The organism is Mycolicibacterium pallens (assembly GCF_019456675.1).
In the GTDB taxonomy this organism is placed as follows: domain Bacteria; phylum Actinomycetota; class Actinomycetes; order Mycobacteriales; family Mycobacteriaceae; genus Mycobacterium; species Mycobacterium crocinum.
In genome coordinates, this window is sequence record NZ_CP080333.1 from 3,258,548 (window position 1) to 3,274,750 (window position 16,203).

Genomic DNA, 16,203 nt, shown 5'->3' on the forward strand with positions numbered 1-16,203 from the left:
CACTCGGCCGCGCCAGGTAATATTGACGCCGTTATGTCCGAGCACGCCGCAGTCGCCGCCCATCCGCATCCGCATGTGTCGCAGCTGGCTGCCCTGCACCACTTCCGCATCTACGTCGACATCGGCGTCGTTGTCGTCGTGCTCGCGATGACCAACCTGCTCGCCCACTTCACCACGCCGTGGGCCAACGTCGCGGTGGTGCCCGCCGCCGCGGTCGGCTTGCTGATGCTGGTGCGTTCCCGCGGATTGGGTTGGGCTGAGCTGGGATTGGGACGCGAACACTGGAAGTCCGGCGCCCTCTATGCGCTCGGCGCGGTGCTACTGGTGCTGACCGTGATCGCGGTTGGCGCCCTGCTGCCGTGGACCCGGCCGATGTTTTTGAACAACCACTATGCGACGCTGTCCGGCGCGCTGCTCGCCTCCATGATTATCATCCCGCTGCAGACCGTCATTCCCGAGGAGCTGGCGTTTCGTGGCGTCCTGCACGGCGCGCTGGATCGCGCCTGGGGTTTCCGGGGCGTTGCCGCGGCAGGATCCTTACTGTTCGGACTGTGGCACGTCGCCACCTCACTGGGCCTGACCAGCAGCAATGTCGGCTTCACCCGGCTGTTCGGCGGGGGCTTCCTCGGCATGCTCGCCGGGGTCGTGATGGCGGTCCTGGCCACCGGCGCCGCCGGTTTCGTGTTCACCTGGCTGCGGAGACGCAGCGGCAGCCTGATCGCACCGATCGCGCTGCACTGGTCACTCAACGGCCTCGGTGCGCTGGCCGCCGCCCTGGTCTGGCACCTGTCCACCTGAGCGCCGGCTACGGCAGCAGCACCGCCGCACCGGCGATCCGGCCCTCGACGAGGTCGGTCAACGCCTGATCGGCGTGGTCGAGCGGATACTCCGGTGTGGTGACCTCGATGCGGTGACGGCCCGCGAAGGCCAGGAACTCGCGGGCGTCGGCGCGGGTGTTCGACGACACCGATCGGACCTGGCGCTCCTGGAACAGATGGCGCTGATAGTTCAGCGTCGGGATGTCGCTGAGGTGGATCCCCGCGATCGCCAGCGTGCCGCCGCGATCGAGGGCCTCCAGGGCCGGCAGCACGAGGTCGCCGACCGGAGCGAACATGATCGCCGCGTCCAGCGGGACAGGCGGCGGGTCGGCGGCTCCCTGCGCCGAGGCCGCACCCAGGCTCAGCGCGAGTTCCTGCGCGTCGGCGCCGCGCGTCATGACATGGATTTCGGCGCCCTGCGCCAGGGCGACCTGGGCGGTGATGTGCGCGCTGCCGCCGAATCCGTACAACCCCAACCGGCCGCCGGGCGGCAGCTCGGCCCGCACCAGCGACCGGTAGCCGATGATTCCGGCGCACAGCAGCGGCGCCAGCTCGCTGTCGGAGTATCCGGCGGGCAGCCGGTGCGCGAAATCAGCTGGGACGGTGGCGAAATCGGCATATCCCCCATCGGCGTCCCAGCCGGTGTAGCGGGAGTTCGGGCACAGGTTCTCCGCGCCGCGCAGGCAGTACTGGCACTGTCCGCAGGTGTGGCGCAGCCAGGCAATCCCGACCCGGTCGCCGGTGGCGAAGTCCTCGACGCCGGGCCCGATCCCGACGACCTCACCGACCACCTCATGGCCGGGCGTGACGTGCGGGCGGTGCACGGCCAGGTCGCCTTCGGTGACGTGCAGGTCGGTGCGACAGACACCGCAGGCCAGTACCGCCACCAACAGTTCGCCGGGCCCCGGCTGCGGGATCGGGGCGGCGCTGTCCCACTCCAGTGGGTCGCTGCGCATCGGTCCGGGCCTGCGTACTCGCCAAGCGCGCATCGTGGTGGGTGAGGTCGCCATCTCCCTATCGTGCAACGCCCGGCTGAGGTTGTCGGCTCAGCCGGGCCATCGCCTGCGCAACGGGGGTCAGGTGCGCCGGACCATCCCCACGATCCAGAGCAGGATCACCGAGCCGAGGATCGCGGTGAACAAGGTGAACCACCACCCGCCTGCGGCGGTATCGAGGAAGAAGCTCAGCAGGAATCCACCGATGAGCGCACCGACGATCCCGATCAGGATGTTCATCAGGATGCCGGAACCGCCGCCCTTGACGATCTTGCCGGCGATCCAGCCGGCAAGCGCGCCGATGATGATGTAGCCGATCCAGCCGACACTGGTCAGCGTCGTCGAACGGGCGAGAAATTCAGTCGCTGCCACCATGTCCATGACGGTCTCCTACAGGTCGCCGGCCAGCGCCGATGCTGGCCGCCATCCCTTCGGTATACGCCTGGCAGATAACGATTGGCCTGCTCAAACGGCCACGATCGGCTATTGGCCGGGCGTCATTCCCGGGACCGGGGTCTCCACCGGGACGGGGACACCGAGCGGGATCCGGCCACCCGCGGCGGGCGGCGGCGCGTTCGGGTCTGCCACCGGCGCATTGGGATCGGCCACCGGCGCAGGCGGCGCGGTGTACGGCCGGATCGACTCGGCCAGCGCCTTGGCGGCGGCCGGATCGATCGGATCCTTGGCGGTGCCCAGCCACACCACGAACCAGCGCTGGTTGCGCTGATCGCGCGGCGCGTTCGGGACGGCGGTGCCGACGACGCCCGCCCAGATCTGGCCGTTGGGCTTGGTGGTGTCGGTGAACTTCACCTCGTAGGACGAGAAGTAGCCCGGCATGTCACCGGCCTGCAACGCCCCGCTCTGCTGGTTGATCCGCACGCCGGGGAACGGCATGAAGAACTCGCCCATGTCCGACGCCAGCCGGATCGCGGCCTTGCTGTTGTCCTGCTCGGCGCCGGCGAACAGCTTCAGGTCCAGTCGGCCGAGGATGACGCTGGTGTCGTTGGCGGTCGGGGCGGGCTGACCGTTCTCGGCAGGCGCGGTGGTCTTACTCAGCAGCGCCTGGCCGTAGTTCAGCCGCGACGCGTCGGAAACCACCCAGCCCGCGGGCAGCAGGTAGCTGAAGCCACCGGAGGTGTTCGGGATGCGGCCCGGCTCCAGCGGCGCAGGAGGCGGCGGCGCGGCGTTCGGGTCGGCCGGCGGGGCGTTCGGGTCCGCCGGCGGCGGAGCGACCGGCGGCGCATTCGGATCCGCCGGCGGCGGGGGCGGCACCGCCGGGGCGTTGGGATCGGTGGCCGGCGGCGCGGCCGGCGGCGGGGCGGCCGGGGCCGCCGTCGTGGGTGTCGGCGTCGCGGGATCCGCGACGGCAGACGTCGACGGCAGGGCGATCGTGACGGCGGTGGCGGCGGTCACCGCGGTGACCGCGAACGCCGTCCACAGGCCCGGCCGTCGCGAAATCGAGTCCGGCTGCGTCATGGCGATGAACCTACCGTGTTACAGCCGTGACGCAAGTGTGGCCTGCTCACGATGTGGCGCGGTGTAACGCTGTTGCGAGCTTACAAAATCGGCCATCGACGCAGGTCGCCGCGGGCTCGTCAGCGGGCCGCCGGGTGCAGGGCGACTTCCTGGGCCTTGACTGTGAACCACACGTCGTCCCCGGCTGCCAGCCGCAAGCCCGCCGCGGACTCCGCGGTGATGTCGGCGGCCAGTCCGGGCGCGCCGTCGGCCTGCTCCTGGCCGCGCACCCGCACCCGCGCGCCGTCGGCGTCCAGCTCCGCGACGCGGATCTGGACGCTGTTGCGCGGGCTGCCGTGCGGCAGCTCGCGGTACACCGCGACCGCGGCCGGCGAGAACACCGCGACGAGCGCGCCCGCCTCCTGCGGTTCCACATCGTGGCGGCCGTGCCATAGGGCTCCGTCGGCGGCCCGCAGGGCCTCCGGACCGGCCGCCTCGCCCCGGACGACATTCACCCCGGCGATGCGAGCGCCGAACATGCTGCGCGGCGCGGCCAGGACCTCGCCGACCGCGCCGACCTCGGCGACGCGTCCGTCGTCGAGCACCATCACCCGGTCGGCCAGCGTCAGCACGTCGAGCAGATCGTGGGTGATCAGAACGGTCGCCCGGCCCGACTGCGACGACACCCGGCGCAGCAGCGCCCGCACCGAGGCGGCCACCGCGACGTCGAGACCGGACAGTGGCTCGTCGAGCAGCAGCACCTCCGGCTCGGCGGCCAGTGCCCGCGCGATCGCGGCCCGCTGGGCCTGCCCGCCGGAGAGCTGGTCCGGTTTGCGATCGGCCAGCTCGGTCAGTCCCACCTCGGCCAGCCAGCTCGCGGCACTGCGGCGGGCCGCCGCACGCCCCGCTCCGCGACTGCGCGGCGCGAACTCGACGTTGGCCTGCACACTCAGATGCGGGAAGAGCAGCGGGTCCTGCAGCAGCAGGCCGACGCGACGGTCGTGGGTGGCCACCGAGATACCGTCCGCTGTGTCGGTCAGCGTTCGCCCGCCGACCCGGACCATGCCCGAATCCGGTTGCAGCAGACCGGCAATCACGTGCAGCGTGGTGGACTTGCCCGCGCCGTTAGGCCCGAGGATGGCCAGCACCTCTCCCGCCGCGACCTCGAAGGCCACCTCGTAGGAGCGTTCGGCCACCGCGGCGGCGAACTGCAGCTCAGCCATTGCCGGTCCAGCCGGACAGCCGTCGCGCCCCGAGACCCAGCACCACCACCGCGGCCACGACGACCAGCAGCAGCGACAGCGCGACCGCCGCGTCGGCGTCGCTCTCGCGTTGCAGGTAGATCTCCAGCGGCAGTGTCCTGGTGACGCCCTGCCGCGATCCGGCGAAGGTCAGCGTGGCCCCGAACTCCCCCAGCGACCGTGCGAAGGCCAGCACTGCGCCCGACACCAGGCCCGGGGTCAGCAGCGGCAACGTCACCCGCCACCACACGGTCGCCGGCCTAGCCCCCAGCGTCGCCGCCACGACGTCGTACTCGGCCCCCGCGGTGCGCGCCGCACCTTCCAGCGCGATCACCAGGAACGGCAGCGAGACGAACGTCTGCGCCAGCACCACCGCGGTGGTGGTGAACGCGATCTGGATGCCGGCCGCCTCCAGATAGCTGCCGAGCAGGCCGAGCCGGCCGAACGCGTACAGCAGGGCGATACCGCCGACCACCGGCGGCAAGACCAGCGGCAGCAGGATCAGCGGGCGCAGCGCCCGCACGATGCGGCCGTCGTTGCGGGCCAGCACCAGGGCCATCGGCACACCCACGATCAGGCACATCGCCGTGCTGGCCGCCGCGGTGCGCAGGCTCAGCAGGAGCGCGGCCTGGGACGCTGCGCTGCTGATCAGGGACCAGAAATGCGTCCAGTCGACCTTGACCGCCATCGCCGCCAGGGGCAGCACCACGAACGCCGCGCCCAGCGCCGCGGGCACGTACACCCACCGGGGCAGCGGGGGCTGCGTGCGGTGCGCCCGGCTGCGCTTCACCCGACACACCCTAGGGCGAAACACCGTGCCGTGTCCGGATCGTGTCGGCGCGGCATTGGCCTCTTTAGCTACCGTCCAGTAACATTTCCTCCAATCCAACGAGGAGGTTGAAGGCGATGGACGTGCTGGTCACCGGAGGTGACACCGAACTGGGTCGCACGATTGCGGAAGGTTTCCGCGACGCAGGCCACAAGGTCGTCATCAGCGGGGCCCGCCGCGACGACCTCGAGGTGGCCGCCAAGGAGCTCGACGTCGACGCCATCGTGTGCGACACCACCGATGCCGAGACTCTGGGCGACCTGCGCAGCCAGTTCCCGCATCACCTGGACACCATCGTGCACGTACCCGCGCCGGCCTGGGTCGGCGGCGACCCCCGCGCCTACACGCTGAGCGATACCGCGAAGGCCTGGCGGACCGCGCTGGACGCCAGCGTGCTCTCGGCAGTGCTGCTGGTGCAGAACATCGGTGATCACCTGCGCTCGGGTGGGTCGATCGTGACCGTCGTCCCGGAAAACCCGCGCGACGGCGGCGCCGACGCCGCGGTCAAGGCTGCACTGTCGAATTGGACTGCGGGACAAGCGGATTACTTCGGAACCCGCGGAATCACCGTCAACACCGTGGCCTGTGGCCGCAGCGCCGAGCCGTCGTACGACGGGCTGTCCACCACGCCACCGTCGGTGGCTGCGGAGATCGCGCGCCTGGCGCTGTTCCTGACCACCCCGGCGGCCCGGCACATCACCGGCCAGACGGTGCACGTCGGCCGGGGCGCGCTCGCCAACTTCGGCTGACGGGGTTAACCCGCAGTTCGCCGGCGGGGGCTAACGTCGAATCCGTGACGATTCGACTCGGAATTCAGATCCCCAACTTCTCCTACGGAACCGGCGTTCCGGAGCTGTTCCCCACGGTCATCGCGCAGGCCCAGGAGGCCGAAGCGGCCGGCGCGGACGCCGTCTTCGTGATGGACCACTTCTATCAGCTGCCCAACCTCGGCAAGCCCGAGGAGCCGATGCTGGAGGCCTACACCGCCCTGGGCGCGCTGGCCAACGCCACGCAGCGGGTGCAGTTGGGCACGCTGGTCACCGGCAACACCTATCGCAATCCCACGCTGCTGGCCAAGGCGATCACCACGCTGGACGTGATCAGCCAGGGCCGCGCGATCCTCGGCATCGGCACCGGCTGGTTCGAACTCGAACACGACTCACTGGGCTACGAGTTCGGCACCTTCACCGACCGGTTCAACAAGCTCGACGAGGCGCTGGAGATCATCCTGCCGATGCTGCGCGGCGAGCGCGTCACCGTGAGCGGGAAGTACTACCGGACCAATGAGGCGTTCGCGATCCCCCGCTTCCGCGACCACATCCCGCTGATGATCGGCGGCAGCGGCGAGAAGAAGACAATCCCGTTGGCCGCCAAGCACTTCGACCACCTCAATGTCATCGCCGGCTTCGACGAGCTGCCCCGCAAGATCCAGGTCGTCAACGAGGCGTGCGAGAAGATCGGTCGCGACCCCGCCACGCTCGAGACCAGCATGCTGGTCTTCGGCCTGATCGACGACAACATCACCGAAGACTTCATCCCCGACGACGTCCGGCAGCGCGCGGTGTGGGGATCCGCCGACCAGATCGCCGACCAGATCAAGACCAAGGTGCTCGACGCCGGCGTGGACGGCGTCATCCTCAGTCCGGTCACCCACCTCGACGGTTACCACCCGGGCCGGATCACCGCCGTCGCGGAGGTCTTACGACCGCTGCTGGGCGGGTAGCCCCAAGGCGTGGCCTACATCACCTGATCGGCCCGGGTACCGGCGCGAAACCGGTTGCCCGGGCGACTACCGTAGTAAGTGTCCTGTGCATGTCGTTGAGGAGCAGAAATGACCCACCCCGGTGCCACTCCATCGGATAAGCACAAGGTCGTCATCATCGGATCGGGATTTGGCGGCCTGAACGCCGCCAAGCAGCTCAAGCGAGCCGACGTCGACATCAAGATGATCGCCAAGACCACCCACCACCTGTTCCAGCCGCTGCTGTACCAGGTGGCGACCGGCATCATCTCCGAGGGCGAGATCGCCCCGCCGACCCGCGTGGTGCTGCGCGACCAGAAGAACTGCCAGGTTCTGCTGGGCGAGGTCACCAACGTGGACCTGGCCAACAAGACCGTCGACTCGATCCTGCTGGGCCACACCTACCGGACCCCGTACGACACGTTGATCGTGGCCGCCGGCGCCGGGCAGTCCTACTTCGGTAACGACCACTTCGCCGAGTGGGCGCCCGGCATGAAGACCATCGACGACGCGCTGGAACTCCGCGGCCGCATCCTGGGCGCCTTCGAGCAGGCCGAGCGGTCGAGCGACCCGGTGCGCCGGGAGAAGCTGCTGACGTTCGTCGTCGTCGGCGCCGGCCCGACCGGTGTCGAGATGGCCGGACAGATCGCCGAACTGGCCGACCACACCCTCAAGGGAGCGTTCCGGCACATCGACTCCACCCGCGCGCGGGTGATCCTGCTCGACGCCGCCCCGTCCGTGCTGCCGCCCATGGGCGAGAAGCTCGGCAAGAAGGCCGCCGACCGGCTGGAGAAGCTGGGCGTCGAGATCCAGCTGGGCGCGATGGTCACCGACGTCGACCGCAACGGCATCACCGTCAAGCGCGGCGACGGCAGCCTCGACCGCATCGAGTGCGCCACCAAGGTCTGGTCGGCCGGTGTGTCGGCCAGCCCGCTGGGCAAGATCATCGCCGACCAGTCGGGCGCCGAGATCGACCGCGCCGGCCGGGTGAAGGTCCTGCCCGACCTCACCGTTCCGGGCAACCCGAACGTGTTCGTGATCGGCGATATGGCCTTCGTCGAGGGTGTCCCCGGTATGGCACAGGGCGCCATCCAGGGCGCCAAGTACGCCGCCAAGCTGGTCAAGGCCGAGCTGAAGGGCGCCGACCCCGCCACGCGCGAGCCGTTCCAGTACTTCGACAAGGGCTCGATGGCCACGGTGTCGCGCTACTCGGCGGTGGCCAAGATCGGCAAGATCGAATTCGGCGGGTACATCGCCTGGCTGGCGTGGCTGTTCCTGCACCTGATCTACCTGGTCGGGTTCAAGGCGCGCCTGACCACCTCGCTGTCGTGGATCAGCACGTTCATCGGCAGCCACCGTGGTCAGCTGACGATCACCGAGCAGCAGGCCTACGCCAGGACCCGAATCGAGCAACTCGAGGAGATCGCGGCGACGGTCGAGGACGAGAAAGCCGCCAGCTGACGTCCGCCTGGGCTTACTGGGAATCGCCCGTGAGCGCAGGCGAAATCAGCGCGTCCACCCACCGGCTGCCCTAGCATGATCGGCGAAGACCGTCTGACTACGAGGGGGCTCGATGACATTCAATCGTTCTGTGCGTCGCGCGGCTGCGGCAGCGATCGGCGCCGGCGCGGTGTTGCTCAGCGTGGCGGGCCCGGCCGTAGCCGACCCGCCGCCCAACTGCACCACCGCGGACATGACCGGCATCATGTCGGGGGTGTCGGCGGCGATGTCGAACTATCTGTTCACGCATCCGGATGTCAACGCGTTCTTCACCGGGCTGCAGGGTCTGCCGAAGGCTCAGGTCAAGGCTCAGACGCAGCAGTACCTGGACGCCAACCCGGGAATCCGCGCCGACCTGGATGGCATTCGCCAGCCGTCGACCGACTTCCGCAGCCGCTGCGGTCTCCCGCAGCGCCCGCTGGCACCCGGAGTGATCTAGCCGCGCCCCGGCGCGCTCCCACGCCCGTCGCACGCCGCGCCCTAAGGTGGTCGGCGTGGTCGTGAAGCCCGACGAGATCGTCTACCGCGTGCTGCAGCGGCTGCCTACCCGCATGCTCTCGCTGCGCACGATCGTGATCGTCGCCGCGCTGTCGGTCGTCATCCTGGTACTGACCCTGGGCACCTGGGTGTGGCTGGGCGTCACCAATGACCAGTACAGCCAGCTGGACCGCCGGCTGGACTCGGTGAGCAGCCTCGGCGACGTCGGCTCGCTGCTGACGACCGCGAAGCCCGGCGGAGTCGGCACACCCACCCCCGACGGAAACCTGGTGCGCACCATCCGGGTCGGCGCGATGGCGATGTCGGTACCGCCCGAGGTCGTGCTGCCCCAGCTGGAGAACGGCTACGCCAACACCACGATCGACGGCGTCGAGTACCGGGTACGGACCTTCTCGGTCGGTGGGGCCACGATCGCCCTGGGCGCACCGCTGGCCGAAACCCAGCGCCGGATCGCCGAACTGCACCTGCGCGTGCTGCTGATCTGCGCCGGTGTCATCGCAGGCACCGTGGTGGTGGGCTGGCTGATCTCGCTGATCATGATCAACCCGTTCCGGCTGCTGGCGCAGCAGGCCCGCGCCATCAACGCCCAGTCCAACCCCGACGAGGTACAGGTGCGCGGCGTCAAGGAGGCGGTCGAGATCGCCGAGGCCGTCGAAGGCATGCTGGCCCGCATCGGTGACGAGCAAGGCCGCACCAAGGCCGCGCTGGAGTCCGCCCGCGACTTCGCGGCCGTCGCCTCACACGAACTGCGCACCCCGCTGACCGCCATGCGCACCAACCTCGAGGTGCTCTCCACGCTGGACCTCGCGCCCGAACAGCGCAACGAGGTGATCGGCGACGTCATCCGCACCCAGAGCCGCATCGAGGCCACGCTCACCGCGCTGGAACGGCTGGCCCAGGGCGAGCTGACCACGGCCGACGACTTCGTGCCGTTCGACGTCACCGAACTACTCGACCGTGCCGCGCACGACGCCGAACGCATCTACCGCGACTTGAAGGTGTCGCTGGTGCCGTCCCCCGCGGTGCTGATGGTCGGGCTGCCGGTGGGCCTGCGGCTGGTGATCGACAACGCGATCGCCAACGCCGTCAAGCACGGCGCCGCCACCGAAGTCCAGCTGTCGGTGTCCAGTTCGGCCGCCGGTGTGCAGATCACCATCGACGACAACGGCAGCGGGGTGCCCGAAGACGAGCGGGCCGCGGTGTTCGAGCGGTTCTCCCGCGGCTCCACCGCATCCCGGTCCGGGTCCGGCCTTGGCCTGGCGCTGGTGGCCCAGCAGGCTGAATTGCACGGCGGCACAGCATCATTGACCAGCAGCCCCCTGGGCGGTGCCCGGCTGGTGCTGACCCTCGCCGGTCGTCACGAGTAGAGGCGGGCACCCTGCCAGGTCGAGAGGCTGCCGCCGCCGGCCAGCTTCAGGGTGACCCCCGCAGCATCGGCGGCCGGTTCGGGGTAGCGCAGTTCGCTCACGCAGGCCAGCGGAGCGCCCAGCGCATCGTCGGCCACCGACGCTCGCCCCAGCTCCACCCGGTGCCGCAGCAGCGGCGCGCCGGCCACGTCGGCACGCATCGCACCGCTCCAAAACCCCTCGCGCTCACCGGTTCTGCCGATCTGTACCCGCTCCCGGATCCGCAGCAGGGCCACATCGTCCAAGCAGACCGTCATCTCGCTGGAGTGCAGGGCATCGGCGGCGACGATCGTCGGTTCGGGGTCGAGGTCGAGTTCACCGGCGGCCTCGATGTGCCAGCAGGCGTGCGAGTCGGTGGTGGCCGCGCCGGGCAGCGCGACGGTCGCGGCGGCACTGCGCAACCGCAGTCGCGCTCCGGGTTCCACGATGATCCGGATTGCGATGGTGTCCCCGCCCAGCGGTGTCGCGGCCGCCGACACCAAATGCACGGTGTCGGGTTCGGTGTGCCGTGCGGCCAGCGCCCCGCGACACTCGATCCGGGGCAGCCGGCCGGGCTGCGCCACCACCATGACATCCGAACGCATTGCGGCTCAGGCGGGTTCGTTGACGCGCAGCTGCTCGCGCACCCAGGCCAGGACCGGCGATGCCGCCGGATCCTCGGTCAGCGAGATCAGCACCGTCGGGCGGCCCTCGCGTACCTTGGCGGCGTCGCGGCGCATCACGTCGAGGTCGGCACCGACCAGCGGCGCCAGGTCGGTCTTGTTGACCACCAACAGATCCGAGAACGTCACGCCGGGGCCGCCCTTGCGCGGCACCTTGTCGCCGCCGGCCACGTCGACGACGAAGATCTGTACGTCGATCAGGCCGGAGGAGAACGTCGCGGTCAGGTTGTCCCCACCCGATTCCACCAGGATCAGGTCGAGATCGTCATGCCCGGCGATCAAATCGTCGATGGCGTCGAGGTTGGCGGTGATGTCGTCGCGAATCGCGGTGTGCGGGCAGCCGCCGGTCTGGACGGCGGCGATCCGGTCGTCGGGCAGCACCGCGTGGCGGCGCAGGAAGTCGGCATCCTCGGTGGTGTAGATGTCGTTGGTCAGCACTGCCAGCGACAGTTCGTCGCGCAGCTGGCGGCACAGCGCGGCCACCAGAGCGGTCTTACCCGACCCGACCGGGCCGCCGACCCCGATCCGCAACGGCTCGCCCGGCTGGCGGGTTCGCTTGGGCCGGTCGGGATGTTCGTGCGGCTGACCGTCAATGAAATGTGGAGGCATACAACTTCTTTCAGGAAGCGAACAGGGGGCGTTCGCGCTCGGCGTGTCGCTGCGCGAGTTCGTCGAGCAGCGGATCGGACAGGTCGGCCAGGTCGCGCGCGGCCACCTCGGCGGTGTCTTCGCACAGCTGCGCCAAGCCGAAGGTCAGCGCCGCGACATCCGCGGGATCCAGGGCCAGCAGCCGCTGTGCGGCGGTGGCAGTGCCGGTCATCGTGGTGTACACCAGCGACAGTGCGGTTTGTTCGGGCGCCAGCCCGCTGACCACACCGACCCGCCCTGCGGTCACCGCGAGATGCGGCCGGGGTCCGAGGGAATCCCAATCGGCATCCGGCCATACCCGGCGGGCCAGGCGCAGCAACCCGCGGCCCTGCGCGCGCGACGCCTGGCGGGCGGCGGGAGACGGTGTGCGGGCGTCGGTTTCGGCATCGGCATGGGCAGGCGCCAGGTCACCGCGGTGGACAGCGGCGGCGACCGACGCCGTCACCAACCCGCTGGTGCGGATCCGGCGGCGCAGATAGGCCTCCAGCGTGCCGAGGTCGACGACCAGCCGGCTGGTCACCGCCTCCTCCACCCCACCGGAATGCACGTGGCCGCCGGTGGGAAGGCGCGAATCGGCCAGGGTCAGCAGGGTGGAAAGCGACGCCATCAGAACAAGAAATACCGTTGCGCCATCGGCAGTTCGGTGGCGGGTTGTTCGGCCCACACCTCGCCGTCGATCCGCACGGTGAACGTGTCGGGGTCGACCTCGATGCGAGGCTGGGCGTCGTTGAGCGGCATCTGCGCCTTGCCGATGGCGCGGACGTTTCCGACCGGCACCAGTTGGCGGGTGACCGCGATCCGGTCGGCCAGTCCGTCCTCGATGGCCTGCGGAGCGACGAAGTGCACGGAGGTGGCGGCCGCGGCGGCGGGTGCGGCGCCGAACATCGGGCGCGGCAGAACCGGCTGCGGGGTCGGGATGGAGGCGTTGGCGTCGCCCATCGCGGCCCAGGCGATCATGCCCCCCTTGAGCACCGCGTGCGGGCGCACACCGAAGAACGCCGGCTCCCACAGCACGAGGTCGGCCAGCTTGCCGACTTCGACGGACCCGATCTCGCGATCGAGCCCGTGGGCGACGGCCGGGCAGATCGTGTACTTCGCGATGTAGCGGCGCACCCGGTTGTTGTCCGCCGCGCCGTCGCCTTCCAAGGCTCCGCGGCGGCGCTTCATCACATGCGCGGTCTGCCACGTGCGTAGCACCACCTCGCCGATGCGGCCCATCGCCTGGGCGTCGCTGCCGATCATCGAGATGGCCCCGATGTCGTGCAGCAGGTCCTCGGCGGCGATGGTCGACGGGCGGATGCGACTCTCCGCGAACGCCAGATCCTCAGGCACGCTGGGGTTCAGGTGATGGCACACCATCAGCATGTCGAGATGCTCGTCGAGAGTGTTGACGGTGTGCGGCCGGGTCGGGTTGGTGGAACTGGGCAGGACATAGGACTCCGCCGCCACCGTGATGATGTCCGGCGCGTGCCCGCCGCCGGCACCCTCGGTGTGATACGCGTGGATGTTGCGGCCCTTGATCGCGGCCAGGGTGTCTTCGACGAAGCCTGCCTCGTTGAGGGTGTCGGTGTGGATGTTCACCTGAACCCCGGCCGCCTCCGCGACCGTCAGGCACGCGTCGATCGCCGCCGGGGTGGTCCCCCAGTCCTCGTGCAGCTTGAAACCCGCTGCACCGGAACGCAATTGCTCCCACATCGCGTCAGGGTTGACGGTGTTTCCCTTGCCCAGCAGCGCGATGTTCAGCGGCCAGTGGTCGAGCGACTCCAGCATGCGGGCCAGATGCCAGGCGCCCGGCGTGACGGTGGTGGCCTTGGATCCCTCGGCCGGACCGGTTCCGCCGGCCACGATCGTGGTGATGCCGCCGCCGATGGCCTCCGCCATGATCTGCGGACAGATCAGGTGCACGTGACAGTCGATCGCGCCGGCGGTGACGATGCGCCCGTTGCCTGCGATGATCTCCGTCGACGGACCCACGACCAGGTCGGGGTGCACACCCGACATGATGTCTGGGTTGCCGGCCTTGCCGATCGCGACGATGCTGCCGTCGCGAATACCGATGTCGGCCTTGATGATTCCCCAGTAATCGATGATAACCGCGCCGGTGATCACGGTGTCGGGGGCGCCGTCGGCGCGGGTGGCCCGGCCTTGCCCCATCGATTCGCGCAGCACCTTGCCGCCACCGAACACCGCTTCGTTGCCGGCCAGGCCGGGGCCGCCGCTGCGGTCCTCGGTGATCTCGACGATCAGATCGGTGTCGGCAAGCCGGATCCGGTCACCGGCGGTGGGCCCGAACAGTGCGGCGTAGCGCGCCCGCGACAGCGACGTCATCGGTCTACTCTCTTCACGCAAGCGCTCATCGGCGTCACAACTTTCCCGGTGGATTCAGGCTCAGCCCGTGTACCTCGCGTCGACCTTCCAGCGGCACGAGGGAGACTCGTTGCGGCACACCGGGTTCGAAGCGCACCGCGGTCCCCGCGGGAATGTCGAACCGGTGCCCGTACGCGGCCGCCCGGTCGAACGACAGCGCCGCATTGGCCTGCGGCAGATGCACGTGGCTGCCCACCTGCACCGGCCGGTCCCCGGTGTTGACGATCTCCAGCTCGACACGCGCCGCGCCGGCGTTGATCTCGATGTCACCGTCACCGAGGAAGACTTCACCGGGAATCATGCTGTCCTCTCCAGGGATTCACGGGATCGGGTGGTGGACGGTGACCAGCTTGGTGCCGTCCGGGAAGGTGGCCTCGACCTGCACGTCGTGCAGCATCTCGGGCACGCCCTCCATGACCTCGTCGCGCGAGAGCACCTCGCGGCCGGTGACCATCAACTCCGCGACGGTGCGACCGTCGCGCGCGCCCTCCAGGACGTGGTCGGTGATGATCGCGACGGTCTCGGGATAGTTGAGCTTGAGCCCGCGAGCCTGCCTGCGGCGGGCCAGGTCGGCGGCGTAGGACAGCAGCAACCGGTCGGTCTCGTGCGGTGTCAGTTGCATAGTGCGCGATCCTGCCACGCTCGCACGGGATCAGCAGGGCGGCGAGGTCCTACGCTTCGGGCTCGAGGTTCTGCAGCCGCACCTGACCGCGAGCGATGAGCCGGTCCTTGTCGTCGCGGATCGTCACCAGCCACAGCTGCTGGCGACGGCCGCGGTGCACCGGCTCGGTGACCCCGTACACGGTGCCGCCGGAGATCGCCCGCAGGAAGTCGGTGTTGTTGTTGACCCCAACGACGTTGCCGCCGCCGTTGGCGGCCAGCCAGACGAAGGCCGACGTGCTGGCCATCGACTCGATCATCGAGCAGTAGACCCCGCCGTGGACGATGCCCATCGGCTGCAGCAGTTTGGGCTGCACCTCCAGCTGGGCCTTGGCGCCATCGACGGTCAGTTCGGTGAACGTCAGCCCGAGTTCGTTGTCGAACGGGGCGGAGAAAGCGATCTGCTCGATCGACGGCTGTTCTGATTGCACGTCTTCAGTGTCTACACCAGCGGGTCCGAGACGAGGGACGGGCCCCGCACGCAGAGCACGGGGCCCGTCCTCGGCATGGACCGGGGGTTTCTGCAGCCCTCAGAAACTCCGGCGCGGTCCGATGGTCTGGTGTCATCAGGCTAGGCAAGGCTTGCCTAAGTTACAAGACCTACCCCACCCGCCGCAGCGCCCGCACCGGTAAGCCGAAGCCGGTCAGTGCGTCGAGCACCCCCTGGCCGCGACGCATGCAGGTGAGTTCACCGCTGCCGGTGAGCATCGGCACCTGGGTTGCGGTGATGACCACCGCCGAGCCGACCATCTGCCACATGGCCGCCGGGGTAAGCGAGCCGCGGCTGAGGTGATGCAGGGACTCGAAGATCGGCTCCAGGGAGCGATGGCAGCGGTGTGCCGTCCAGGTGGCCAGGGCGAGCTCGTTGGGCAGCCGGACCACGTCGGTGGTCGCCGGATCGTCCGGCAGCACCCGCAGCATCGGATCCACGACGGCGGCCCAGTCGATCGCCCCCTCGGAGTCGACATGCATCCACAGGTTCCCCGGCCCGGCGTCCCAGGCCCGGCCCTCGAGGACGAACAGGGTGACGGCCCGGCCGAGTACCGCGTGGGTGAACGTGGCGGCCAACTGCTGGGCGGCGGCGCGACGGTCATCGAGCTCGCCGGCTGCCGCTTCGAACATGGTCGCCAGCCGGCCCGTCGACGTCACCGAATCCAGCGGCCACCACCGGCGGCGGGACACGTCGGCCATCACGGCGACTCCGTGGACCCGGGGCGAATCCGGGCTCAGATCGCGCAGTCGGCGGCTGGATTCATGCAACGGCAGGATCCGGCGGATGGTCATTCCGTCGATCAACGGGTCAACCACGGCTGTGGTCACGGCACCTCCTCATGTGGTTAGGTAAGCCTAACCATAAGAGAGGACGGCCAGTTAGTCATGCGC

19 protein-coding genes are annotated in these 16,203 nt (G+C 69.6%); 6 read left to right on the forward strand and 13 right to left on the reverse strand.

All coding sequences use genetic code 11. The features are described from left to right. Window positions 1-33 precede the first annotated feature (33 nt). Window positions 34-798 carry a CPBP family intramembrane glutamic endopeptidase gene (locus tag K0O64_RS16030; RefSeq protein ID WP_096311546.1) on the forward strand — a complete coding sequence of 255 codons (765 nt, stop codon included), beginning with the start codon at window positions 34-36 and terminating at the stop codon, window positions 796-798. 7 nt (window positions 799-805) lie between these two features. Here K0O64_RS16030 and K0O64_RS16035 read toward each other — a convergent pair whose 3' ends face one another. The 5 genes from K0O64_RS16035 to K0O64_RS16055 all read right to left on the reverse strand — a co-directional run bounded on the left by K0O64_RS16035 (window position 806) and on the right by K0O64_RS16055 (window position 5,299). Then, window positions 806-1,828, reverse strand: coding sequence for a zinc-binding alcohol dehydrogenase family protein (locus tag K0O64_RS16035; RefSeq protein ID WP_096311547.1), 1,023 nt, complete (start codon window positions 1,826-1,828; stop codon window positions 806-808). Between the two features lie 66 nt (window positions 1,829-1,894). Further along, the gene (locus tag K0O64_RS16040) at window positions 1,895-2,194 is read right to left on the reverse strand and encodes a GlsB/YeaQ/YmgE family stress response membrane protein (protein ID WP_071944288.1); all 300 of its coding nucleotides are present in this window, start codon (window positions 2,192-2,194) and stop codon (window positions 1,895-1,897) included. A gap of 102 nt (window positions 2,195-2,296) precedes the next feature. Then, entirely contained in the window at window positions 2,297-3,289 is a 993-nt protein-coding gene (locus tag K0O64_RS16045) for an APA family fibronectin-binding glycoprotein (RefSeq protein ID WP_096311548.1), read from the reverse strand. A gap of 119 nt (window positions 3,290-3,408) precedes the next feature. Further along, the gene (locus tag K0O64_RS16050; protein WP_096311549.1) at window positions 3,409-4,491 is read right to left on the reverse strand and encodes a sulfate/molybdate ABC transporter ATP-binding protein; all 1,083 of its coding nucleotides are present in this window, start codon (window positions 4,489-4,491) and stop codon (window positions 3,409-3,411) included. Beyond that, window positions 4,484-5,299: an ABC transporter permease gene (locus K0O64_RS16055; protein WP_164520082.1), complete on the reverse strand. Its 816-nt coding sequence runs from the start codon at window positions 5,297-5,299 to the stop codon at window positions 4,484-4,486. Before K0O64_RS16055 ends, K0O64_RS16050 begins: the two co-directional genes overlap by 8 nt. Before the next feature lie 116 nt (window positions 5,300-5,415). On the opposite strand from K0O64_RS16055, the gene K0O64_RS16060 reads away from it, so the two are divergent. The 5 genes from K0O64_RS16060 to K0O64_RS16080 all read left to right on the forward strand — a co-directional run bounded on the left by K0O64_RS16060 (window position 5,416) and on the right by K0O64_RS16080 (window position 10,444). Further along, on the forward strand, window positions 5,416-6,087 hold the full coding sequence (locus K0O64_RS16060) for an SDR family oxidoreductase (RefSeq protein WP_071944282.1): 672 nt from the start codon (window positions 5,416-5,418) through the stop codon (window positions 6,085-6,087). A gap of 44 nt (window positions 6,088-6,131) precedes the next feature. After that, entirely contained in the window at window positions 6,132-7,061 is a 930-nt protein-coding gene (locus K0O64_RS16065) for an LLM class F420-dependent oxidoreductase (RefSeq protein WP_096311550.1), read from the forward strand. Between the two features lie 108 nt (window positions 7,062-7,169). Continuing rightward, complete coding sequence (locus tag K0O64_RS16070; protein ID WP_071944278.1) at window positions 7,170-8,540, forward strand: type II NADH:quinone oxidoreductase Ndh; 1,371 nt, start codon at window positions 7,170-7,172, stop codon at window positions 8,538-8,540. Window positions 8,541-8,652: 112 nt separating this feature from the next. Further along, the gene (locus K0O64_RS16075; RefSeq protein ID WP_071944277.1) at window positions 8,653-9,018 is read left to right on the forward strand and encodes a heme-binding protein; all 366 of its coding nucleotides are present in this window, start codon (window positions 8,653-8,655) and stop codon (window positions 9,016-9,018) included. A gap of 112 nt (window positions 9,019-9,130) precedes the next feature. After that, window positions 9,131-10,444, forward strand: coding sequence for a sensor histidine kinase (locus K0O64_RS16080; protein WP_096312875.1), 1,314 nt, complete (start codon window positions 9,131-9,133; stop codon window positions 10,442-10,444). On the opposite strand, the gene K0O64_RS16085 is transcribed toward K0O64_RS16080, so the two are convergent. From K0O64_RS16085 to K0O64_RS16120, 8 genes are all read right to left on the reverse strand, one after another. After that, window positions 10,435-11,067, reverse strand: a complete 633-nt coding sequence (locus K0O64_RS16085; RefSeq protein ID WP_096311551.1) for an urease accessory protein UreD — start codon at window positions 11,065-11,067, stop codon at window positions 10,435-10,437. The two genes, K0O64_RS16080 and K0O64_RS16085, sit on opposite strands and share 10 nt — an antisense overlap. A gap of 6 nt (window positions 11,068-11,073) precedes the next feature. Continuing rightward, window positions 11,074-11,754 carry an urease accessory protein UreG gene (gene ureG, locus K0O64_RS16090; protein WP_096311552.1) on the reverse strand — a complete coding sequence of 227 codons (681 nt, stop codon included), beginning with the start codon at window positions 11,752-11,754 and terminating at the stop codon, window positions 11,074-11,076. Between the two features lie 10 nt (window positions 11,755-11,764). After that, a complete protein-coding gene (locus K0O64_RS16095; RefSeq protein WP_096311553.1) occupies window positions 11,765-12,400 on the reverse strand; it encodes an urease accessory protein UreF in 636 nt (211 codons plus the stop codon). After that, on the reverse strand, window positions 12,400-14,121 hold the full coding sequence (locus K0O64_RS16100; RefSeq protein ID WP_096311554.1) for an urease subunit alpha: 1,722 nt from the start codon (window positions 14,119-14,121) through the stop codon (window positions 12,400-12,402). Before K0O64_RS16100 ends, K0O64_RS16095 begins: the two co-directional genes overlap by 1 nt. Before the next feature lie 34 nt (window positions 14,122-14,155). Further along, the gene (locus tag K0O64_RS16105) at window positions 14,156-14,461 is read right to left on the reverse strand and encodes an urease subunit beta (protein ID WP_096311555.1); all 306 of its coding nucleotides are present in this window, start codon (window positions 14,459-14,461) and stop codon (window positions 14,156-14,158) included. Window positions 14,462-14,479: 18 nt separating this feature from the next. Next, a complete protein-coding gene (locus K0O64_RS16110; RefSeq protein ID WP_071944265.1) occupies window positions 14,480-14,782 on the reverse strand; it encodes an urease subunit gamma in 303 nt (100 codons plus the stop codon). Between the two features lie 49 nt (window positions 14,783-14,831). Further along, on the reverse strand, window positions 14,832-15,251 hold the full coding sequence (locus tag K0O64_RS16115) for a PaaI family thioesterase (protein ID WP_096311556.1): 420 nt from the start codon (window positions 15,249-15,251) through the stop codon (window positions 14,832-14,834). A gap of 169 nt (window positions 15,252-15,420) precedes the next feature. Further along, window positions 15,421-16,140, reverse strand: a complete 720-nt coding sequence (locus tag K0O64_RS16120) for an iron reductase (RefSeq protein WP_096311557.1) — start codon at window positions 16,138-16,140, stop codon at window positions 15,421-15,423. Between the last annotated feature and the right edge of the window lie 63 nt (window positions 16,141-16,203).